The 21,940-nt window shown below is 51.0% G+C and carries 16 protein-coding genes and 3 tRNA genes; 13 read left to right on the forward strand and 6 right to left on the reverse strand.

Annotation, left to right across the window (positions count from 1 at the left end; genetic code table 11):
- From alaS to ABC502_RS16845, 12 genes are all read left to right on the forward strand, one after another.
- Complete coding sequence (alaS, locus tag ABC502_RS16790) at positions 1–2,628, forward strand: alanine--tRNA ligase (RefSeq protein WP_345916719.1); 2,628 nt, start codon at positions 1–3, stop codon at positions 2,626–2,628.
- Between the two features lie 255 nt (positions 2,629–2,883).
- Positions 2,884–3,075 (forward strand): carbon storage regulator CsrA, encoded by a 192-nt coding sequence (gene csrA / locus ABC502_RS16795; protein ID WP_330088629.1) that lies wholly within the window; start codon positions 2,884–2,886, stop codon positions 3,073–3,075.
- A gap of 149 nt (positions 3,076–3,224) precedes the next feature.
- Positions 3,225–3,314: transfer RNA gene (locus tag ABC502_RS16800), tRNA-Ser, on the forward strand.
- A 13-nt stretch (positions 3,315–3,327) separates the two neighbouring features.
- Positions 3,328–3,404 (forward strand) — tRNA-Arg (locus ABC502_RS16805).
- Between the two features lie 36 nt (positions 3,405–3,440).
- Positions 3,441–3,517 (forward strand) — tRNA-Arg (locus ABC502_RS16810).
- A gap of 125 nt (positions 3,518–3,642) precedes the next feature.
- Positions 3,643–4,968 carry a PqiA/YebS family transporter subunit gene (locus ABC502_RS16815; RefSeq protein WP_345916720.1) on the forward strand — a complete coding sequence of 442 codons (1,326 nt, stop codon included), beginning with the start codon at positions 3,643–3,645 and terminating at the stop codon, positions 4,966–4,968.
- Positions 4,965–6,608, forward strand: a complete 1,644-nt coding sequence (gene pqiB, locus ABC502_RS16820) for an intermembrane transport protein PqiB (protein ID WP_330088631.1) — start codon at positions 4,965–4,967, stop codon at positions 6,606–6,608. The genes ABC502_RS16815 and pqiB overlap by 4 nt, the downstream gene beginning before the upstream one ends.
- A complete protein-coding gene (locus ABC502_RS16825) occupies positions 6,605–7,180 on the forward strand; it encodes an ABC-type transport auxiliary lipoprotein family protein (RefSeq protein WP_345916721.1) in 576 nt (191 codons plus the stop codon). The genes pqiB and ABC502_RS16825 overlap by 4 nt, the downstream gene beginning before the upstream one ends.
- Before the next feature lie 244 nt (positions 7,181–7,424).
- Positions 7,425–7,670 carry an OadG family protein gene (locus tag ABC502_RS16830; protein ID WP_330088633.1) on the forward strand — a complete coding sequence of 82 codons (246 nt, stop codon included), beginning with the start codon at positions 7,425–7,427 and terminating at the stop codon, positions 7,668–7,670.
- A gap of 12 nt (positions 7,671–7,682) precedes the next feature.
- The gene (gene oadA / locus ABC502_RS16835; protein WP_345916722.1) at positions 7,683–9,461 is read left to right on the forward strand and encodes a sodium-extruding oxaloacetate decarboxylase subunit alpha; all 1,779 of its coding nucleotides are present in this window, start codon (positions 7,683–7,685) and stop codon (positions 9,459–9,461) included.
- A gap of 11 nt (positions 9,462–9,472) precedes the next feature.
- The gene (locus tag ABC502_RS16840; RefSeq protein WP_330088635.1) at positions 9,473–10,603 is read left to right on the forward strand and encodes a sodium ion-translocating decarboxylase subunit beta; all 1,131 of its coding nucleotides are present in this window, start codon (positions 9,473–9,475) and stop codon (positions 10,601–10,603) included.
- Positions 10,604–10,693: 90 nt separating this feature from the next.
- Positions 10,694–13,261, forward strand: a complete 2,568-nt coding sequence (locus ABC502_RS16845; RefSeq protein ID WP_345916723.1) for a protein kinase — start codon at positions 10,694–10,696, stop codon at positions 13,259–13,261.
- A 15-nt stretch (positions 13,262–13,276) separates the two neighbouring features.
- On the opposite strand, the gene ABC502_RS16850 is transcribed toward ABC502_RS16845, so the two are convergent.
- Both ABC502_RS16850 and ABC502_RS16855 read right to left on the reverse strand, forming a co-directional pair.
- The gene (locus tag ABC502_RS16850; RefSeq protein ID WP_330088637.1) at positions 13,277–13,657 is read right to left on the reverse strand and encodes a hypothetical protein; all 381 of its coding nucleotides are present in this window, start codon (positions 13,655–13,657) and stop codon (positions 13,277–13,279) included.
- Positions 13,658–13,789: 132 nt separating this feature from the next.
- Positions 13,790–15,109, reverse strand: a complete 1,320-nt coding sequence (locus ABC502_RS16855; RefSeq protein ID WP_345916724.1) for a peptidoglycan DD-metalloendopeptidase family protein — start codon at positions 15,107–15,109, stop codon at positions 13,790–13,792.
- 153 nt (positions 15,110–15,262) lie between these two features.
- On the opposite strand from ABC502_RS16855, the gene tyrS reads away from it, so the two are divergent.
- Positions 15,263–16,465, forward strand: a complete 1,203-nt coding sequence (gene tyrS, locus ABC502_RS16860; protein WP_345916725.1) for a tyrosine--tRNA ligase — start codon at positions 15,263–15,265, stop codon at positions 16,463–16,465.
- Between the two features lie 44 nt (positions 16,466–16,509).
- On the opposite strand, the gene ABC502_RS16865 is transcribed toward tyrS, so the two are convergent.
- From ABC502_RS16865 to ABC502_RS16880, 4 genes are all read right to left on the reverse strand, one after another.
- Positions 16,510–17,811: a mechanosensitive ion channel domain-containing protein gene (locus ABC502_RS16865; protein ID WP_345916726.1), complete on the reverse strand. Its 1,302-nt coding sequence runs from the start codon at positions 17,809–17,811 to the stop codon at positions 16,510–16,512.
- Between the two features lie 19 nt (positions 17,812–17,830).
- Complete coding sequence (locus ABC502_RS16870) at positions 17,831–18,748, reverse strand: AEC family transporter (RefSeq protein ID WP_345916727.1); 918 nt, start codon at positions 18,746–18,748, stop codon at positions 17,831–17,833.
- A gap of 34 nt (positions 18,749–18,782) precedes the next feature.
- On the reverse strand, positions 18,783–19,067 hold the full coding sequence (locus ABC502_RS16875) for a GIY-YIG nuclease family protein (RefSeq protein ID WP_345916756.1): 285 nt from the start codon (positions 19,065–19,067) through the stop codon (positions 18,783–18,785).
- An 88-nt stretch (positions 19,068–19,155) separates the two neighbouring features.
- On the reverse strand, positions 19,156–21,813 hold the full coding sequence (locus ABC502_RS16880; protein WP_345916728.1) for a hypothetical protein: 2,658 nt from the start codon (positions 21,811–21,813) through the stop codon (positions 19,156–19,158).
- Positions 21,814–21,940: the final 127 nt, after the last annotated feature.

The raw sequence follows: 21,940 nt of genomic DNA on the forward strand, positions 1-21,940 counted from the left end.
ATGAGCATGACATCGTCCGCAATCCGGACTGCTTTTCTGGATTACTTTGCCAGCAAAGGACACCACATTGTTCCGAGCGCTTCCCTGATCCCCGGCAATGATGCCACCTTACTGTTTACCAACGCTGGCATGGTACCCTTTAAGGATGTCTTTCTGGGCCAGGATCCACGCTCATACAGCCGGGCAACCTCATCGCAGCGTTGTGTGCGAGCAGGCGGTAAGCACAACGATTTGGAAAATGTCGGTTATACCGCCCGTCACCATACTTTTTTTGAGATGCTGGGTAACTTCAGCTTTGGTGATTATTTCAAGCAAGAAGCAATTGCCTACGCCTGGGAGTTTTTAACCAAAGAATTGGCGCTGCCGGCGGACAAGCTGTTGGTCACTGTCTACGCCAGCGATGACGAAGCCTTTGATATCTGGACCAAGCAGATTGGCCTGCCGGCAGAAAAAGTAATTCGCATTGGTGACAATAAAGGCGAACCATACGCATCTGATAACTTCTGGGCCATGGGGGATACCGGCCCATGCGGCCCTTGTACCGAAGTGTTTTACGATCATGGTGAACAGATCTGGGGTGGGCCTCCAGGCAGCCCTGAAGAGGATGGCGATCGCTTTATTGAAATCTGGAACATCGTCTTTATGCAGTTTAACCGCCATGCGGATGGCCGGATGGAACCCTTGCCGAAGCCCAGCGTGGATACCGGCATGGGGCTGGAGCGGATTGCTGCCATTATGCAAGGCGTACACAGCAATTACGAAATCGATATGTTTCAGGCTTTGATTGCTGCCGCCGCTGAGGTCACCGGCACCAAAGATTTAAGCAATAAATCATTGCGGGTAATTGCCGATCATATTCGCAGCTGTGCATTTTTGATGGTAGACGGCGTGCAGCCATCCAATGAAGGCCGCGGTTATGTGTTGCGCCGTATTATTCGCCGGGCTGTTCGGCATGGCCATCAACTGGGTGCAGAGGGGGCTTTTTTCCATAAGCTGGTGCCGGCACTGGTTGCTCAGATGGGAGAGGCTTATCCGGAACTTGCAGCCAAGCAAGCTGTGATTGAGAAGTTACTGCGGATTGAAGAAGAGCAGTTTGGTAAAACCTTGCAGCGCGGTCTAACCATGTTGCAGGAGGCGTTGCAGCAGCTGGATACGAAGGTATTGCCCGGTGACCTGGTGTTTAAGTTGTACGACACCTATGGTTTTCCGGTCGACTTAACCAACGATGTGGCGCGCGAACAAGGGTATACCGTCGATCAGGCTGGCTTTGATGCCGAAATGGCTCAGCAGCGGCAGCGTGCCCAGCAAGCCAGTCAGTTTGGTATGGATTACAATGCCCAGCTTAGTAGTAAGCAAGTTACTGACTTTACAGGCTATCAGCAGGATCATGGTAACGCCAAAGTGCTGGAAATCCTTCGTGATGGCCAGGCTTGCCAGCAGTTGGATGATGGTGAGGAAGCGCTGATTATTCTGGATCAAACACCATTTTATGCCGAGTCCGGCGGCCAGATAGGGGATACCGGCAGCTTAACCCTGGCCGATGGCAGTGTGTTTAGTGTAACTGATACCATTAAACTGGCGAAAGCGCACGCCCATAAAGGGAAGCTGAAAGGGCAACTGGCGGTTGGGGCAACGGTACAAGCTCAGATTGATGAAGCGCGTCGTCAGGCCATTCGGCAGAATCACTCGGCAACTCACCTGGTGCATGCGGCCTTGCGTTCGGTGCTGGGAGACCATGTTACGCAAAAAGGCTCCCTGGTTGGCCCGGATCGTTTTCGTTTTGACTTTTCTCACTACGAAGCCATCAGCGCTGCTCAGTTGCAAGCCGTGGAAGTGTTGGTGAATCAACACATTCAGGCCAATCATCCGGTGCAGACCGAGCTGATGAGTCTGGAAGCGGCGAAAGCGGCTGGTGCTATGGCATTGTTTGGCGAAAAGTACGATGACGATGTCAGGGTGCTGACCATGAGCCCATTCTCCGTTGAGTTGTGTGGCGGTACCCATGTGCAAAAAACCGGTGATATTGGCTTGTTTAAAATTGTTTCGGAGGGGGGGATTGCAGCCGGTGTTCGTCGTATTGAAGCGGTGACCGGTATGCAGGCGTTATCCTGGCTTCATCAGTTGGAGCAGCAGGCACAAGGTGTGGCCAGTGCTGTGAAAGGTGATCTCTTTTCGATTGCAGAGCGTGTGCAGCAAAGCCTGGAGCGTAGCCGCCAATTGGAGAAAGACATCGAACAACTGAAACAAAAGCTAGCCAGTCATGCCGGGGCTTCATTGCTGGATCAGGTGCAGCTGATCGCTGGCAACAAAGTACTGATTACCGAGCTACCCCAGGTGGAAGCAAAAGCCTTGCGTACCATGCTGGATGAGCTAAAAAACAAGCTGGGTTCAGGGGTCCTGCTGCTGGCGACGGTTAATGATGGCAAAATCAGTCTGATTGCTGGCGTAACTCAGGATTTGACAACCAAGGTGCATGCCGGAAAGTTGGTGGGCTGGGCTGCTGAACAACTCGGAGGCAAAGGCGGGGGCCGGCCAGATATGGCGCAAGCTGGTGGCTCCGATACCGCCGCCTTACCAAAGGTACTGCAGCAGGCCGTTGGCTATCTGGAGCAGCAATTAACCGTCTAGCGGATTGATCCAAAGCTGCCGGCCGCTACTATGTAAATAGAAAGAGGTTGGCAGTATGTTTTTTTCATCACTGCTGTATCATCTTTGCTACACTGATTTGAGATGGCTAAACCGTTCAGTCTGATGTTGTTGAAATTGCATTGGGAAAACGGATTGGTTGCTTTTCTTTCAGTTGATAGCTGAGTTATGATAGAGCACTTTTTCAGGATGCCAGTATCTGAACTGGACCGAAAACAAGGAAATAGGAGCAAACGAATGCTTATTCTTACACGACGGGTTGGTGAAACGCTGATGATTGGTGATGAAGTCACCGTTACAGTTTTGGGTGTCAAAGGAAATCAGGTACGTATTGGCGTGAATGCACCAAAAGAAGTATCCGTTCACCGTGAAGAGATCTACATGCGGATCCAGGCTGAAAAGTCGCCTGAAGACGAAGGCAACGCTTAAGGTGGTGCCCGGCGGTATTGCTGGCTGCGATGCCTAATTGCCAGTAAAAACCGCAGATTGCTTAAAAGGTCGGCAAACAAACTGACCTGGCAGAAAAATTGTTTGACTTATTTTCCTGAGACTTTAATATACACGCCGCAACACAGCGCGGAGAAATGGCCGAGTGGCTGAAGGCGCACCCCTGCTAAGGGTGTATAGGGGAAACTCTATCGAGGGTTCGAATCCCTCTTTCTCCGCCATTTAAATTGAATTGGACGCGTAGCTCAGCTGGATAGAGTACTCGGCTACGAACCGAGCGGTCGGAGGTTCGAATCCTCCCGCGTCCGCCATTCAATTTAGACTGTGTGCAGTAACAAAGATTTTTAGGACGCGTAGCTCAGCTGGATAGAGTACTCGGCTACGAACCGAGCGGTCGGAGGTTCGAATCCTCCCGCGTCCGCCATATACGAAGAAACCCGCTAAGGTGTAAGCCGAAGCGGGTTTTGTCGTTTTAGCCATGCGCGTCTTATTTGCATCCTTACTAGCTGCATGCTATTAGATCTTTTCTAAGCAAAGGATCCCAAGGCTATGGCAAGCAAGCACTATCATCTTACCGCGCAAGGCGAGCTGGAACAGCCAGATGTTGAAGGCGAGTTGGTGCTCTGCCGTTACTGTGATCTGCTACAGCATTTGCCTGAGCTACAGCCGGGCGAAGAAGCGCATTGCAGTCAGTGTGGTCATCTGCTGGATAGCCGTCACCCCCAACCTGTTATCAGACCGGTACTGTTTGCCAGTAGTGCGTTGTTTATGCTGGTGCTGGCCAATTTATTTCCATTTATTAGCATGCACGCTGCAGGTAGTCAGCAGCAGATGAGCTTTCTGGATACTTCCTCGGTGCTGTTTGCTGTGCATCATCCGGCATTGGCGGTGCTGGTTTGGTTGTTTATTCAGGCCATTCCGGCTTTTTGTATGACAGCGGTGATTTATCTGAAGCTGGGTATGATATGGCCCTTACCTGCCCGGATGTGGGTGGCCAGGGTGCTCTTTATGCTCAAACCCTGGAGCATGGTAGATATTTTTCTGATTGGCTTGCTGGTGAGCTTTGTTAAATTAGCCAGTCATGGCGATTTAGCACTAGGGCTTAGTTTCTGGGCATTCTGTTTATTCTGCCTGTTGCATTTGCGTACTTTTCAGGTGATTGATCGCCGCGAAATGTGGTCGCGTATTTCTCCTAACCCCAAGCCGATGTTTCAAGCTCAGCCTGGATGCACTGGTTTTAGCCAGCACCTTAAAGTTTGTGCCTGTTGTACGGCTTTGGTTCCTTTCAACCTGTCGCATTGCAGTCGCTGTGGTGACAGGGTGCATCGTCGCATTCCTGCCAGTATTCAGAAAACCCTGGCGCTTACTACCACGGCTGCCATTTTGTATTTGCCAGCCAATATTTATCCCATTATGGTAACGGTATCCATGGGCCAGGAAACGCAGTCCACGATCTTAAGTGGTATTCGTTTACTGTGGCAGGATGGCGCTTACCCGGTTGCAGTGATTATTGCTCTGGCCAGTGTGGTGATTCCTGTGTTGAAAATTCTGGTGCTCTACGGGTTATGCTATCTTGTGATGCAACCACAAAGCTACCGGCAACGGTTATCTACCTGGGTGTTTCGTTGGGTAGATTGGATAGGCCGCTGGTCGATGGTGGATGTGCTGGTAGTGGCTATTTTAGCGGCTTTGGTTCGCTTTGATTTATTAATGAGCGTGTACCCGGGGCCTGCTGCGGTAACCTTTGCTGCCGTGGTCATTATTACCATGCTGGCAGCCCTGAGTTTTGACCCCCGTTTACTGTGGGATAGCCCGACAGGGCAAGCGCCAGCAACTACTGAACAGCCAAACTCAATGACGGAGCATACTTCGTGACAACACAGGCACAACGTGAGGCCAGCATTCAGCCGATACGGCAATGGTCCCCTATTTGGATAGTACCTCTGGCAGCTATAGGCATTGGCATTTGGATGCTGTATTACAGTTATCAAAATCAGGGGCCTGTAGTGACGTTGATTGCGCCGCATGCAGAAGGTATTGTTGCAGGTAAAACGCCGGTAAAAAGCCGCAGCGTTGATGTCGGGCAGGTGGTGTCGGTGGCCTTAACCGCGGATTTGAAACAAGTCGAAATGAAAGTCCGGATGCGGCCGGATACAGCCCCTTTGCTCAATGCTGAAACTCAGTTTTGGGTAGTGCGGCCTCAAGTCAGCCGCTCTGGTATCACCGGGCTTACTACCTTGTTATCCGGAGCCTATATTGAGCTGCAACCCGGCGATTCTGATCGCATTGTCCTGCATCACAATTTATTGGAAACACCGCCTGTAGCTTCTGCAGAGGCCGCTGGCATTCGTATTCGACTACGAAGTGAAGACACCGGAGTGTTATCGGTAGGTGATCCGGTTTTGTATCGTGGTTATGAGGTGGGCACCGTCGAGCACAGTTCGTTTGATATGCACGACAGGCACATGCTGTATCAGCTGTTTATCCGGGCACCCTATGATTCGCTGGTTACTGAAAATGTTCGCTTTTGGCAAGCCAGTGGTGTCAGCTTTGAGTTGACACCGGATGGCGTCCGGGTGGACGTTGCGTCCATTGCCAGTCTGATCAGTGGTGGCGTCAGCTTTGATGTCCTTGAGGGATGGCCGGCCGGAGAGCCGGTACCTTCTGAGACCGAATTTGCCTTGTTTCCGAATAAAAACAGCATGCATGATGGGATGTACAGTCAGTATGTTGAGTATCTGTTGTTTTTTGAAGAGTCTGTCCGGGGGTTAAAAGCTGGCGCACCGGTAGAGTACCGTGGAGTCCGGGTTGGGACTGTGGTTAGTGTGCCATTTTTCTTTTCCATGGCGCACCCGCTGGAAACCTCCTTTGATCAGGGAATACCTGTGTTGATCCGCATTGAAACAGGGCGCTTGTACGAAAACATCAGTACCGAACAGGTAAAGCAGCAATTAGCCCGTGGGGCAGAGCAAGGGTTAAGAGCCATCCTGAAAACCAGTAGCCTGTTGACCGGTGGTTTGTACATTGATTTGGATATGATGGATGAACCGGACATCAGTTGGCAAGCAATGGATTATGCTGGTTATGCCGTATTACCTACGGCGCGGGGAGGCCTTAGTAACATTGAACAGAAAGTGTTGATGGCGCTGGAGAAGATGATTCAGTTGCCGGTTGAACCCTTGCTGGAAGAGGGGACCCGTACCCTGGCCCAGGCCACGACAGCCATGGCTGAAATGCAGCAGGTGATGCTGCAACTGGAAGCTTACCTGGCGCAACCTGCGATGCAGCAGGTGCCAGAGCAATTAAACCACAGCCTGCAGCAATTGGAGCAACTGCTGCAGTCTTTTGGGCCAGAGTCTCAGACGCATCAGCGGCTAAACAGTAATTTACAGCAATTCGAGCAGTTGCAGCGGGATTTACAGCCCTTGCTGCATACCTTAAACCAGCGCAGCAATGCCCTTATTTTTCAGGCCACGCCTGAAGCTGATCCCGAACCAAGGAGAGCCCGGCCATGAGAACCGTGTTGTACGGTGGATGTTTATTGTTGCTAATGGCGTGCTCACAGCACGCGGTACACACACAGTATTACCAGTTTCCTTATCCTGAGACGTTGCCTGAGCATTCAGCTCCCCAGTCATCCAGTGGGCGTACTCTGGTGTTGCAAAGTATCCAACTGGCTCCTTTTCTGCAGCAAAGGGGTATTGCCTTTCAGCACAGTGCGACCGAGCTTACCGTCGCCAGGCAGCATCTGTGGGCGGATGATCTCGCCACGCAACTGAGTCGTCATCTGGCGTTGAACCTGGATGCATCAGGCAGTGGTTGGCAGCTGCAACCGCAAACCAATAAAACCGCTATGCAATTGCATATCCGGTTAGATCGGATGGTGGGCACCGCCGATGGCTATGCGCTGTTAAGTGGGGAGTACCGCTTATCCGGGCCGCAGCATAGTGCACGGCAACCTTTTCTAATTCGCCAACCCTTGGCTAACGACGGTTATCCTGCCCTGGTTGAGGCAATGGCATTGGGCTGGCAGCAGTTGAGTCAGGATATAGCCGGCCTGCTGACAACAATGGCTGAGGCAGAATGAATAAAAATACCAAAAAGTAGCTTACTTTTGCAGCAGAAGTCTTTAGAATTGTTTTGGATGTCTGGACGTAAAAGTGTTTATATGGTTGTGGATTCATGGTATCTATAGCAGTTATCACAAGGCTGAATTGTCGGTTCGAACCAGAATCCGCATAATGCTGCTGCAGGCAACAATTTTTTACAGATGAACAGGTTGTGCTCTGTGCTTCGCATAAGCGCAAACCATACTGGCTAAGGGGGAAATCATGGAAGTCAGCACTATGCTGCAGCAGGCAGCGGAACTTATGGCCATTGGGATGGCAACCGTCTTTGTGTTCCTGACCCTGCTGGTGGTGATTATTCAGCTAATGAGTTTCAGTGTACGACGATTCTTCCCAACGAAAAAAAGCACAGCGACAACCGTGGAGGTGGTGGCATCCGATACGATCTCTCCCCGACTGGTGGCCGCCATTACCGCAGCAATTCATCAACATCGGCAGCAACAACACTAAAAGAGGACTGTTATGAGTAAGCCATTGTTATTAACCGAGCTGGTACTCAGAGATGCCCATCAATCCCTGTTGGCAACCCGGATGCGTCTGGAAGACATGCTGCCTATTGCTGAAAAACTGGACAAGGTCGGCTACTGGTCGATGGAGTCTTGGGGAGGAGCTACTTTCGATGCCTGCATTCGTTATCTGGGGGAAGACCCCTGGCACCGGATCCGGGCACTAAAAAAAGCCATGCCCAATACCAAGCAGCAGATGTTGCTGCGCGGCCAGAATTTGCTGGGCTACCGGCATTATGCCGATGATGTGGTCGAAGCCTTTGTCGATCGTGCGGTCGAGAACGGGGTGGATGTGTTCCGCATTTTCGATGCCATGAACGATATCCGTAACTTGCAAACCGCCATTCAGGCTGCAGTGAAAGCCAATGCCCATGCTCAGGGGACCATGTCTTATACTGTCAGTCCGGTGCATACCATCGATATGTGGGTGGATATGGCGATCCAGCTCGAGGATATGGGCTGTCACTCCATTTGTATTAAAGATATGGCGGGTTTGCTGAAGCCTTATGTAGCCGATGAGCTGATTACCCGCATCAAAGAAGCGGTGAAAATCCCGCTGGCGATGCAATGCCACGCCACCACAGGGCTCAGTACGGCCACCTACCAGAAAGCCATCGATGCCGGCATTGATATGCTGGATACTGCGATTTCCTCAATGAGTATGACCTATGGTCATAGCGCGACAGAAACCATGGTCGCCATTACCGAAGGCACCGAGCGCGATACTGGTCTGGATTTGGTGTTACTGGCTGAAATTGCCGCTTATTTCCGTGAAGTGCGGAAGAAATACGCTAAATTTGAAGGTTCCTTAAAAGGCGTTGATGCCCGTATTTTGCTGGCCCAGGTGCCAGGTGGGATGCTGACCAATATGGAAAGCCAGCTCAAAGAGCAGGATGCACTGGATAAACTGGATACCGTACTGAAAGAAATTCCGAAAGTCCGTGAGGATTTAGGTTTTATTCCGTTGGTTACCCCAACCTCACAGATTGTCGGCACTCAGGCGGTGCTCAATGTGCTGACCGGCGAGCGTTACAAAACCATCACCAAAGAAACCGCCGGTGTGTTAAAAGGCGAATACGGTGCTACCCCTGCCGAAGTGGATGCGGAGCTGCAGAAACGGGTACTGGACGGCAGCGATGCCATCACCTGCCGCCCTGCCGATTTGCTGGAACCGGAGATGGAGCGGTTAAGCAAAGAGCTGCAGGAAATCGCTAAAAAAGAAAGCATCAGCCTGGCCGACGCTCAGGTAGATGATGTGCTGACCTATGCTTTGTTCCCGCAAGTGGGTTTGAAATTCTTAAAAAACCGCAATAACCCAGCCGCCTTTGAGCCCGTCCCGGAAGTGCCGTCTGACACCGGCAGCACTGCAAGCCCAGCGGTGACGGTAACCGGTGGCGTTGCCGCCTACAGCGTACGGGTCGATGGCAAGGTGTATGAAGTGGAGGTAGCGCCTAGCGGAGAGCTCAGCAGCATCAAGCCGGTGGTGGAAGAAAACATTCCAGGCCGCGCTTCTGTGACCGGTAGCGGCACCTTAACGGCACCTTTGGCTGGCAACATCTGGAAGGTGGTGACCAAAGAGGGGGCTCAGGTGAAGAAGGGCGATGTGGTGATCATTATGGAAGCGATGAAAATGGAGACCGAAGTGCGTGCGGCGGTGGATGGTACCATTCAACAAATCCATGTCAGCGCTGGCGATGCTGTGACCAACGGCGATGTTTTAATCACCTACGCCTGAAGGATGTTTTGATGGATGCTTTTCAAACCTTATTGCAGTCGACCGGCGTATTGAATTTCACCGCTGGTCAAGTGGTGATGCTGTTGGTTGGCATTGGCTTGTTGTACCTGGCTATTGCCAAAAACTTTGAACCCTTGCTGTTGTTACCCATTGGTTTTGGTGCCATTTTGACCAATATTCCGCTGGCTGGTATGGGGGAAGTGGGCGGCTTGCTGCATATGTTCTACGAAGTTGGGGTGGGGACAGGCTTATTCCCACTACTGATTTTCCTTGGTGTCGGTGCTATGACTGATTTTGGTGCACTGATTGCTTACCCTCGGATGCTATTTTTAGGTGCCGCGGCGCAGTTTGGTATTTTCGCTACTTTATTGGGGGCCATTGCACTGAACTGGATCCCGGGTATGAGTTTTACCTTTAAAGAAGCGGCTGCGATTGCCATCATTGGCGGGGCCGATGGCCCAACCGCCATCTTCCTGGCATCGCAATTGGCACCAGAGTTGCTGGGGGCCATTGCGGTGGCTGCATACTCATACATGGCTCTGGTGCCTTTAATTCAGCCGCCTATTATGAAAGCGCTGACCAGTCAGAAAGAGCGCGAAATTCAGATGACGCAGCTGCGTACTGTCAGCAAGAAAGAAAAAATCTTGTTTCCGCTCATTTTGTTGATGCTGACTATCTTGTTTTTACCAACGGCTGCTCCGCTGATCGGGATGCTGTGTTTAGGCAACCTGATGCGTGAAGCCGGGGTGGTGGATCGACTGAGCAAGACTGCGCAAAACGAGCTGATTAATATCGTGACCATTTTCCTTGGTTTGGCAGTGGGTTCGCGGTTAAGTGCCGAACATTTTCTGACCACCCAAACATTGGGGATCTTGGTGCTTGGCATGGTTGCTTTTGCCATTGGCACCGGCTCCGGGGTGATTATGGCAAAAATCATGAATAAGTTGTCGAAGCAGCCGATCAACCCCCTGGTAGGCGCTGCCGGCGTATCAGCGGTGCCGATGGCAGCCAGGGTAGTGAACAAAGTAGGTTTGCAAGCCAACCCGCACAACTTCCTGTTGATGCATGCAATGGGGCCGAATGTGGCTGGCGTAATTGGCTCGGCCGTAGCAGCGGGTATCCTGTTGGCTCTGGTTGGGTAGCGGCTGCCGATTCATAAAGCTCCCCGGTATAATCGGCACAGGAAACAGCTGTGCCATCTGCTGTTTCTGGGTATACTGCAGCCAGATTAAGTGTTTTTTACTGGTGGGGAAACCGTGGTCGTTGAGCACAACAGCTCTGAACAAGCCATACCATTTACTGTCGTCTCTGACGTTGGCGCAGGCAGTTACGGTACCTGCTATAAAGCTTATGATGCAACGCAGCAACGAGTGGTGGCGCTTAAAGTATTGCAGTGCAATGCTGCGTCTTGTGCCGAGCTGTTTGAAGCTGCGGCCGCTGTTGCTGCTCTGAAGCATCCAGGGATTGCCTCTGTTGATGCAATGGGCAGTGCAGAGAGCCAGTCTTATATTGCTACCGAGTGGGTTGAAGGTAAAAACCTGGCCGCCTATCTGGCAGAAAATCGCTATGATTTGATTGAGCGACTGGCTATTGCAAAGCAAATCGCCAGTGCGATGAGCTATGCGCACCAGGCGGGGGTGTTGCATCGGGCATTAAAGCCATCCAATGTACTTCTTAGCGGTGATCATCAGGTTAAGCTGGTTGATTTTGGTATGGGCAGCCGCGAGCTGAGCGTACTGCGAGCCGTGCTGACTGACCAGCCGCTGGAAGCCAATGCCGGGCTGGATGTAACTCAGACTACCGCGTTACAGAATAGCGTCGGCTGGTTGGCTCCAGAACTGTTGCAGGGCGAAGCTGCCTCCACAGCATCCGAAGTATTCAGTTTTGGCGTGCTGCTGTATGAGCTGTGTTACCAGCAGCATCCTTTTGCTGCTAATGATGCCATTGCTACTGCAGCCGCTGTGACGGAAGGGATGACTCGACCCGCCCCAGCATGGGCGCAGACGCAGGTGCCTGCCCCGGTGCAGCGATTGATTCGTCAATGTTTGTCGGTAAGCCCAGAGCTGCGGCCGGATTCTATGCAGCTGCTTGTCGAACAACTTGAGCGCAGCATACGGAAGTTGAATAAGCCACAACCCCATCGAGTACTCTGGTACCAGCAGCCTATGGTGCTTGGGCTTGTTTTGTGTGCACTGATACCACTACTTTGGTTTGGTTATGGGAGCCTGAATAAGCGAACACTGTTAGCCGAAGGCAAGGTGCTCGCTGTGATGCCATTTCACGTCGTGTCGGATGACCCAGAGCTTACGCTATTGGGGCGAGGGTTGGGGTTTAGTCTGAGTTATGATCTTGCTGCATTGCAGCAAAACCATGGTGCCAAATGGGTTGTCCCACCGGTTGAGCTAAGGCGGTATCAGGACTTGACTGTAGTACAGTTGCACCAGTATTTTGGTGCTGAGCGTATTCTGCTTGGCAGCATGCAATGGGAGGAACCTTCTCAACAGCTTGCATTGGAGTTAGCGTTGCTGGATGCTAAGGATGGGCAGCGGATACGGACGAAAGAATTGGCGTTATCTGCTACCGATTGGGCGAGCAATAGCATCCGTCTTCGTCAGGCGGCATCGGATTTGCTAGGCACCAAAACCGCTGCTTCAGCTACAACACTGGCAACTGAGATAGTTCAAGAGGAAGAGGTTTATCGCAGCTACTTGCTTGGCCTTGGCTATATGTACCGCGATAATTCTGCTCCAAGCTTACTGGCCGGAATCGAAGCCCTGGAACAGGCTATTGCCTTACAACCAGATTTTCCTGCCGCGGAAGTGGCACTGATTCGGGCCTCGCTTTGGGTTGCTCCGCGCGATACCTTGCACCGGTTGGAGCGGGTTCAACATACACTGAATAGTTTGCAGCTGCGTTATCCAACAGATCCCCATTTGCCTGTTTTATTTGGCCAACTGGCTGTCCAGCAGTCGGATTTTGATGAGGCGATCACAATGTTTCACCAAGTGTTGCAAAGAGAGCCAAATCAAACAGAGGCTTACTTTGGCCTGGCAGATACTTATCGAAGGCAAGGCCGCTTGGAACTTGCGGAGCAGGCTTTTTTGAATGCTTTAGAACAGCATCACAGCTGGTTTGTACTGAACTATCTTGCCACCTTTTATTTACAGACCAGCCAGTTGGACAAAGCAGAACAGGCTTATCGTAAGTTATCGGAGTGGGCCCCAGAGAATGCCTCAGTATGGGGGATGTTAGGGGCTATCCAATTCAATCGTGCTCAGTACAGCGAAGCCCATTATGCTTTCCTTCAAGCATTAAAGCTTTCACCCGTTGCCAGCAATTATTCCAATGTAGCAACGGCTTTATTTTATCAATATAAATATGAAGAAGCGGTGCAGGCTTTTCAGCAAGCGGTTGAATTAGACCCCGCAAACTACTTGCTTTGGGCTAACCTGGCGGATAGTTATCGGCATAGCCAACAGCAATCGCTGGCTGAACAAGCCTACCAACAAGCGATAAAGCTATTGCGTGAGCGGTTGGAGTTGGCACCAAATAATACCTTGCTTCAACTAAGGTTGGCGGTATACCTGGCAAAAGTCGGAGACTGTGAGAGATCGGAACAGATTATGCTGGGGTTGCCTGATCTGCCTGATAGCAGGCAGTTTGTGCTGGCGGCGCAACAGGCTGTAGTTTGTGGTAATAATGAAAGAGCAAAGCGCTGGTTGCAGCAAGCGCTGGACTCAGGCTATCCATTGGTATCGTTGTTGAATGAGCCTGAGTTCAGTGAGTTGGGATTGAAATGAAAAGTGGTCAGTTGGTTAGCTATCTACATCACCATCATTGATGATAATTTCCGGATCCAACTGGAACAGCTGTTGCTTACCATCTTTCAGCTCTGCAACCAGATACAGTGCGTAGGCGTTGTACATAGGAACCTTAACGGTAGTGCTATCTTGTGCTACCCGCTTTTCTGCCCGGTACAAATGCTCGGCACAGCTCTTGGCCCCAAATGAATAGCGCGTGGAGCGCTCCGGCTCAAACGGGTTGTTAAAATACAAGCCCCAGTCCAGTAGCTTTAAACCACTTTTATTGGCCAGTTCAAAGGTAATAGCTTCGCCTTTATCAGCATAAATCTCTTGCTCATGGGGGGCGATATGAATTTGTAAGGTTGAGGTAAAAGTAAAATGTTGAGTTGCCATCATGCTTCCTTGTGTCATGCAATAGCGGAATAAATTGCTTCAGTAACCATAAAGCAGCCATATACTAGCAGGATTTGCGGCATTAACAAGTTTTGAGAGGGGGAAGCGCTCAACGCTAAGTACTGGCAGCATTTAAGGCACAGCTGCCAGCAACTGCTGCTGTTGGCTCTGCAGTTCTGCCAGCACTTCGCTGGCTTTGGCGATAAAACTGGCTTTATCAGCACCAGTTAAAGCCTGAGCCAGGGGGAGTTGTACTGTTCTTGGATTGCGGTGCACGCCATTGACCACAAACTCGTAATGCAGATGCGGGCCAGTAACCCGGCCGGTAGCACCCAGCCGGCCAATCACCTGGCCCTGCCGGACCCGATCGCCCACCTTGACCTGACGGCGGGACAGATGCAGGTACTTGGTAATGATGTTGTTGCCGTGTTGGATAAACACATAGTTGCCGTTCAGATTGTTGTAGGTAGAAGCCGTTACCCGGCCATCACCGGTGGCCATAATAGGGGTGCCAACCGGAGCAACATAATCAATGCCATTATGCGGCGCTACCCGACCGGTGACCGGGTGCTGTCGGCGAGGATTGAAGTTGGAGCTGATGCGGGTAAACTCGACCGGCGCACGCAAAAAAGCCTGCCGCATGCTGGTGCCATCGGGTTTGTAATAGTGGCCATCGCTGTGGCGTACCGCCTGAATCACCCGGCCCTGATTGCTGAATTGAGCGGCAAGAATAGCACCATGTCCAATAAACTCATCCTCGCTGTAGTTGCGCTCAAACAAAACGGTAAAGCTGTCACCAGCCCGTATATCCAGTGCAAAGTCGATATCCCAGCCAAAGATACTGGCCAGCGCCATGATTTGGTTGTTACTAAGGCCGGCACTCAGGCCAGCATGCCAAAAGCTGGATTGAATAGTGGCAGCGGCGTATTCGGTGCGTGCTTCAACAGTACGGCGCTGTTGTTCAGCTTGAAACCGTCCTTCGTCATTACGATAGACCAGCAGCGATTCCAGCCGGTTAATGGCATAACGCAGCTCTTGCAGCTGGCCCGTTTCATCTAAGCCAAACTCCAGTGTTTCACCGGGAAATAAGCGGGTCAGGGTACGGGTGCTATCGCCCAGTGCCAGAATGGCCAGCATGGTTTGCTGGCTGACATTGGCGCGGCGAAACAGGTTGGATAGGGCATCGCCACTTTGGACCGTGATGCTATGCCATGCCAGCTCAGGCTCAGGCAATGTTTCAGGCACCGGCTCTAAGAGTGGAGGCACATCGGTTGCTGCTGACAGACTGGTATCCAAGGGTAACAATTCAGGGATATAAAGCTCGTTAAGTTCTGCGACCTCGCTACTGCTTTGTTTTGAACCTGTTGTCTCTGTTGGTAGCAGGATCACCAGCACAGACAGCAGGATCAAACCCACAATGAACAGGCGATGAGCGAGTGGAAGACGTGACACCAGTGTTTGCATAGATAAGGATCTGATTACTGCTTAAATTAGCAGCATAACGCTTTTTTTTCACTGTTACCAGTATTGTGCAATTTCCAATGCCAGCCGCATCAGTTAAAATAACCGATCCTGACAACGATGATTACTTTTTTGGAGAACACCATGACCAACTGGGAGCAGGCGTTTGCTGAGTTAAAACGCGGCTGCGAAGAGATTTTGCTGGAAGACGAGCTGATTGCCAAGCTAAAGCAAGGCAAGCCATTGAAAATTAAAGCAGGTTTTGATCCTACAGCGCCAGATTTGCATCTGGGCCATACCGTGCTGATTAACAAGCTGCGCACCTTCCAGCAGTATGGTCATGAAGTGATTTTCCTGATCGGTGATTTTACCGGCATGATCGGTGATCCCAGCGGCAAAAATGTCACCCGCAAGCCACTGAGCCGGGAAGATGTGCTGACCAACGCCGAAACTTACAAAGAGCAGGTGTTTAAAATTCTGGACCCGGCCAAAACCCGTATCGCTTTTAACTCTGAATGGATGGGGGAGTTAGGTGCCGCTGGTTTAATCCGGCTGGCCTCACAGCAAACAGTGGCCCGGATGCTGGAGCGCGATGACTTTAAAAAGCGCTTTGCCAACAATCAGTCGATTGCGATCCATGAGTTTCTGTACCCGCTGGTACAAGGCTGGGATTCGGTGGCGCTGGAAGCCGATGTCGAGATGGGCGGTACCGATCAGCGCTTTAACCTGCTGATGGGCCGTGAGCTGCAAAAAGAAGCCGGGCAGCGGCCACAAACCGTGATGATGGTGCCACTGCTGGAAGGTCTGGATGGCGTGCAGAAGATGTCGAAATCGCTGGGCAACTACGTTGGCATTACCGATGCGCCCAACGAGATGTTTGGCAAAATCATGTCGGTTTCCGATGAGCTGATGTGGCGCTACTTCGAGCTGCTGAGCTTCCGGCCGCTGAGCGACATTGAAGCACTAAAGCAGCGCATTGCTGATGGAGGCAACCCGCGCGATGTGAAAATTGAACTGGCGAAAGAAATCATTGCCCGTTTTCATGATGCAGCTGCCGCTGATGCCGCAGAGCAGGACTTTATTCAGCGTTTTTCCAAAAATGCCCTGCCGGATGATATTCCAGAGCTGCAGCTAAGCTGTGAGGGCGACGCCATGCCGATTGCCAATCTGCTTAAAGAAGCTGGCCTGGTGGCCAGTACGTCTGAGGCTATACGGATGATCAAGCAGGGTGCAGTGAAGCGCAACGGCGATGACAAGATCGACGACAGCAAGCTGGAGATCAGCAAAGGCAACGAAGCCATCTACCAGGTGGGCAAGCGAAAATTTGCAAAAATTAAATTGGTGTAAAAGTAAGGGCGCATTCGGCGCCCTTAGTTTTTTGGGGATCGGTGTCAGCTGTTCTGCTTTAGCCCGGCTGGCATCGACTTGATATGCAAATCGCGTTGTGGGTAGGGAATGGTGATGTTATGTTCCTTAAATGCCCGCCAAATGGCTAAATTGACTTCCGATTTGACGCCACCGGTGCCGTTTTCCGGATCGGAAATCCAGGCGCGCAGCTGCAGCTCAATGCCACTGTCGGCAAACTCCATCAAGCGCACCGAAGGGGCTGGCTCGGTCAAAATTCGGGATGAAGCTTTGGCGCACTCCAGCATCAGTGCCATGGCCTGCTCTGGATCATCGTCGTAACTGATTTGCACCGGGATCACAACCCGCACATTGCGATCGGCATAGCTCCAGTTGATCACTTCCGAGGTAATCAGGTTTTCATTCGGGATCAGCGTATCGACCCCTTCACGGTTACGCACCACCACATAGCGGGAATTTAACGCCTCGACCCAGCCAAATTTATCCCCCACGGTAATAACATCACCGGGTTTAATGGAACGATCCAGTACCAGAATAAAGCCGCTGATAAAATTCGAGGCAATACGCTGCAAACCAAAGCCCAAACCGACACCAAGCGCACCGCCAAAGATAGCCAGTGAACTTAAGTTAATGCCAACGGCATTCAGCGCGATTAAAAATGCCAAAGTAAGCAGAATAAACTTACTGAATTTGTTAAAGCCAACCCGCATGCTGGGAGAGATATTGGCCGAGCGTTGCAATTGTCGGCTGATAAGCTCCGACAACCAGATAGCCAGGGTAAATGCCAGAGCAACCAGCAGTAACAGCTTTATCACGGATAAGACTGAAATGCGGTTCTCGCCCAGATTAAGCGCCATGCTGTCCAAAAAGCCCAGCACTGTTGGCAGCCAGCCCAGTAGGTGCAGGACTACACCCAACCAGATCAATACCGACAGGGCGCTTTCAGAAGACTTCAGCAGTGGATTAATAGTAAAGGCTTTGCGCAGTAAATAGATGCTAAAACGGATCAGCGCCAGCGCCCAGAGAATGGGCACGGCAACGCCCAGCAGTTGTAAGGGCAGCTCGTACCAATCCAATACGGCTTTGGCTGGTAGTACCACCGCAAGTGCGGTTAACGGCCAGAGCAGGCGCTGCAAACTGCGTACTGCAATATGGCGAAAACCTTGCTGGTTGGCCGATGCCTGCGTTTCCAGCAGTGTCTGGATACGCCGGTTGAACAAAGAGGCGGCCACTGCTGCCAGCGCCAGTACCACCACTTGCCACCAGGTGGCAGGGCTTACCAGGCTTTCAAGATGCGGTTGCAACCAGGTGAGGGTCGATTCCAGCATAGATTCCCTTTAAAAACTGTTAATTTAGTAACCAGAACACCACTGGTAAGGTCAGAAAACTCAGCAGCACACCAAAGCCGACCAGGGCACTGACCAGACGGGGTGCCAGCCCGGCCATAATGGCGATGGCGCCGGCGGAGATCATCGGTGGCATCGCTGCCATAAAAACCACCGTTTGCCGCAAACTGGCATCAACGGAGCTGCTACTGGCTATAGCATAAGCCATCAGGGGCATCAGAACCAGTGTCACCAGCAAACCGAAGCCAAGCGGCTTTAGTTCACTGGCTTGCAGACGAAAGCGCAGGCTAAAGCCAACCGCGATCATCACCACTGGCACCAGGGTGGCTGCAACATTGTTGAGTAATTGACTTGCCAGCGCCGGATAGCTGCTGTTGCGTAGCATCAGTGCCAGCAGCAAGGCCAAGAGAGGCGGTGAGCTGAGTACTTTGCGCGCAATAGCTTTCATACTTGCTGATTGTTGCTGTTGGCCGTACAGACTGGCCAGAATGGTGGAGTAGGTAGCCAGTGCAATAAAAGATCCGAGCTGATCGTAAATAATGGCGACCGGCATGCGATCACTGCCCCAAAAGGCTTCCACCATCGGAAAGCCAAGAAAAGAGGTATTGCCAAGCGGCAACACGATCAACAGGGCGACCTTGGTATCCCGACTCCAGCTCAGCCAATGTCCCACCAGCAATGTCAAGCCTGCCACCAGCACTAGCAACAACCAGGGCGTTAATACCGGCAGCCAGAGTTGGGCGGAAAACTGCAGCTCGGGGATTTTCAACAACACCAGTGCAGGCAAAGCGACATTCAGCACATAAGCATTCAGGGCTCGCGCGCTGTCAGCCGGCATGGCAGGCACCAGTCGCAGCAGCAGGCCGATGGCCAGATAACCGAGGATCAGGGCGTAGTTGTCCAGTGGCAACACAGGCATCTGCAGGCCAGCTCCTTAGTGCAGGGGAAAAGAGTTATTCTAGCGGGGAACGGGGCGGAGCTCCATCCGCCTTTAGGCGAATAAAGGCTTCTTTTTGTTGTTTGCTCAATTGCTTAAATTGATATTCCGCTTTGCTGGCACTGCTGCGACAAGGATAGGGCTCCTGGTACAACAACTGCAATGGCCGTCGGCCCCGTAAGGCTTTGGCACCCCCGCTGATCTCACCATTGTGCTGGCGCAGACGGCGTGCAGGATCAGTGCTGATGCCAGTATAAATATGATCGTTGTTGGTTCGAAGCAGATAAAGAAACCAGGCCATCTCATGCTTTGGAAATAATTGGGTTAGAGCCACTTGCTCTAACCCTTAAGATACTTAAAGCAGCGCGAACAAAAGCGCTGCTCACCAATTAAAACGCGGTGGTTTGTGTTTGATTGTCAAACAGAATCCTTCTTGATAACGCGCGTAGCCCACTATTCAAGCCTCTGCTGCTAACAGACTGAGACTCCATTGGGTTCCAGTACTCATAGGCTAACTCTTCATAGATATTGATCCGAAGCCCAATTTGCACTTTAAACTCTTCGTCCGCACTAAAGCGCCAGTATTGGCGTTCTCCGACATAAAAGCGCCGACCCAGTATACCATTCTCTGTTTTAAGGAGTCGCCATTCACGTATTCTACAGGCTGCAGTATCGTCATCATCGCAGTCGAGAAACTCGAAGCTTAGCTTGCCGCTACTGATACTCCAAGATAGTTTGTGAAGACTATCTGAAAAGCTGGGTGAAAAGTTCGGAGGTATCCCATCAAATGAGGCCACGTTGAAACCGTCGGCTCCAGCATTAAATTGCCAGCCAAAGTAGTTCACACCATTTTGGCATGCGCCATCCTTGGCATCATTTCCCGTGCAAAAAGCTAACTTACCGTCCTGCCAGTTTGGAGGTGTCCATTGGTTGACTGTCGTTTGCCAGTATTTGCCAACTGGGTTAACAAAGCTTCCATCAGCAATGCTGGTTGCTTCGTCAATTTTAAAGCCGTACTCTGCTCTTGAACCGATTAATTTACCATCGGTTCCAAATGCAGAGGTAAAGACGGAGAAGTCGTTGTTGCTTTGATCCAGGATCTGCTTTTCCAGCTTGCTTCCATCCGCAAAGTTGATGGTTAACACGGTGGACTCGATAGACCACTCGAAGGTAAATTCTGTGTCTAATCCCAGCCCGCTTCCATCGGCATTAAATGTCATTCGATCGAGATAAAACCCTTTTAAGGGGCCATTGAAAAAGGGTTCGGCGTAATAGTTGAGTAAAGACCAGGTACCAACAACCAGTTGATTGCTAAATGGTGTAGCTGCTTCACTAATAGCTTTTCTCAAGTTTCTGGTGGTGGTTAACTCTTGTAATTCACCTACCGGATCAACCGTACCTTGAGGTGTTAGAATCGGTACCATTTGGGCTGTGGTTTTATCCCGAACTCTAAAGGTATCGATCAAAGCACCACCTATCAGGCGTGTTAACCTTGACTCTGTCGTGGTATAAGTGACTTCTATTTGGAAAATATTACTATCCGTCAATTTGTCGATATCACTTTGAGTCAGACCCGCAAGCCCAACGCGGGGGGCTGGAAAAGCAGTAGATTTCAGTAGCTCAGTGTAGTTCACTACCACATCTCCATTCACCAGGCTCCAATTGAACGTTGCATTTTGAAAAGCGGTAGCGCGATTGCCTGTACCGTCAGAGTTAAACTGCCAGCGCTCACCACTTCTTGGAACAAAGCCAGTGGCTGCACTCATCGTTTGAAAGTAAATTGGCGATAGCGAAACGACTTCGATTGGCTCTATTAGCTCAGCATCCTCACTAATGCTTAGAATGGACTCAGCAACCAGCCCGGGGTTGTTGGTATTGACCTCTTCCAGCAGCTGATTATAACTTGCGGTATTTGCTAAAAGTTCGGAAATTGAGTTGATCCCCTCGGGTAACTCGATGTCAGGGTTTTCCGTCAGTATCTTGGCAATAGCTGCTGCTTCAATCAATGCTTGTGGATCAATTGACTTTTCAACAAACACCAGCTGCTCAAGGGCTGCTGGGATTACACCATTGTTTTCGGCAACTATCAGCGAATACAGTGCTGTTGAAACTGGAGAGACAGTTAAGGTAATAGGTTGTGGGGCTGTGTTTCCCAACGATGCGGTTTGAAGTTGAGCGACCACGACTTCTTCCAACCTGAACCCGGATACAAAGGCTTTGTAGGAGAGTCGTTCATTTTCTCCTAGGGCGGTAACTACCGCAACACTGTTGAGTAAATCATCATCTACCAGTACTTCAAGCTCAAAAGCACCGGCTTCATCAGCTTGAGAAGTATAATCAACACCGTTAACAGATGCTGTCACCTGGCTTTCTGCAAACCCCAAACCAACGACTTTGCCTGAAATCGTGAAGGCCAGCAAATTGGGTTCAACATCGACATGAGCCGTGACCTGGCTGCTTTCATTATCATCATCAGTGGCTGTGATTCGAAAGGTCAATTGGGTCAACTCGGTGACTGCGGGCGCAGTAAAAGTAATAACCTCGGTTGTGGTACCTTCCAGCTCAACAGCAGGGCCTGCTATTTGCTCCCAGGCAATGGAACTGACGGTTCCATCATCGGTGATTGTTGCCTGTAAACTGGCCTGGAGTTTTTCTGGAATGGGGGCAAAGTCAGCAGATATTTCAGGCGCGGTGTTATTAACAATGCTAACGGTAACGGTCGCAGAACTCGTTTTACCTTTGGTGTTGGTTGCGGTGACCTGTAAAACGGCAGTTTGATCACTGTCAACGGATGGAGCGGTCAGAGTGGGATTGATCACCGAGGTACTGCTTAACTCTAAGACAGGCCCTGAGGTTTGAGTCCACTCCAAGGTGAAGCTATTCCTATCTGAAACAGAGCCGGTAATCTCGATTGAGCGCCGTTCTTTTACAGATAGAGCGGATACCACATTTAAATCGGGAGCAGGATCACTTGAGCCACATCCTAATGCTAAGGTGGCGGTAATGCTGAGCAAAGCTGCTGCTTTAAGGTTAAAACAATAGTGCATGCTAGTCTCTCCTAAGTGGTCATCATTTGACCGCTAATCAATAGTAGTATGCATTAATGGAATAGCAAAAGTGTGGTGTTAAATCTTGATTGAAGCTACGTCTGATAAGGCAGCAAGGGGAAGCCAG

The organism is Alkalimonas sp. NCh-2, assembly GCF_039631345.1.
Taxonomy (GTDB): domain Bacteria; phylum Pseudomonadota; class Gammaproteobacteria; order Enterobacterales; family Alteromonadaceae; genus Alkalimonas; species Alkalimonas mucilaginosa.

Excerpts from the sequence above, each read along its gene's own strand:
- ABC502_RS16840 (WP_330088635.1), top strand. The coding sequence starts at position 9,473 with ATGGATGCTTTTCAAACCTTATTGCAGTCGACCGGCGTATTGAATTTC.
- alaS (WP_345916719.1), top strand. The coding sequence starts at position 1 with ATGAGCATGACATCGTCCGCAATCCGGACTGCTTTTCTGGATTACTTT.
- oadA (WP_345916722.1), top strand. The coding sequence starts at position 7,683 with ATGAGTAAGCCATTGTTATTAACCGAGCTGGTACTCAGAGATGCCCAT.
- tyrS (WP_345916725.1), top strand. The coding sequence starts at position 15,263 with ATGACCAACTGGGAGCAGGCGTTTGCTGAGTTAAAACGCGGCTGCGAA.
- csrA (WP_330088629.1), top strand. The coding sequence starts at position 2,884 with ATGCTTATTCTTACACGACGGGTTGGTGAAACGCTGATGATTGGTGAT.
- ABC502_RS16825 (WP_345916721.1), top strand. The coding sequence starts at position 6,605 with ATGAGAACCGTGTTGTACGGTGGATGTTTATTGTTGCTAATGGCGTGC.
- ABC502_RS16875 (WP_345916756.1), bottom strand. The coding sequence starts at position 19,067 with ATGGCCTGGTTTCTTTATCTGCTTCGAACCAACAACGATCATATTTAT.
- ABC502_RS16870 (WP_345916727.1), bottom strand. The coding sequence starts at position 18,748 with ATGCCTGTGTTGCCACTGGACAACTACGCCCTGATCCTCGGTTATCTG.
- ABC502_RS16850 (WP_330088637.1), bottom strand. The coding sequence starts at position 13,657 with ATGGCAACTCAACATTTTACTTTTACCTCAACCTTACAAATTCATATC.
- ABC502_RS16815 (WP_345916720.1), top strand. The coding sequence starts at position 3,643 with ATGGCAAGCAAGCACTATCATCTTACCGCGCAAGGCGAGCTGGAACAG.
- ABC502_RS16880 (WP_345916728.1), bottom strand. The coding sequence starts at position 21,813 with ATGCACTATTGTTTTAACCTTAAAGCAGCAGCTTTGCTCAGCATTACC.
- ABC502_RS16865 (WP_345916726.1), bottom strand. The coding sequence starts at position 17,811 with ATGCTGGAATCGACCCTCACCTGGTTGCAACCGCATCTTGAAAGCCTG.
- ABC502_RS16830 (WP_330088633.1), top strand. The coding sequence starts at position 7,425 with ATGGAAGTCAGCACTATGCTGCAGCAGGCAGCGGAACTTATGGCCATT.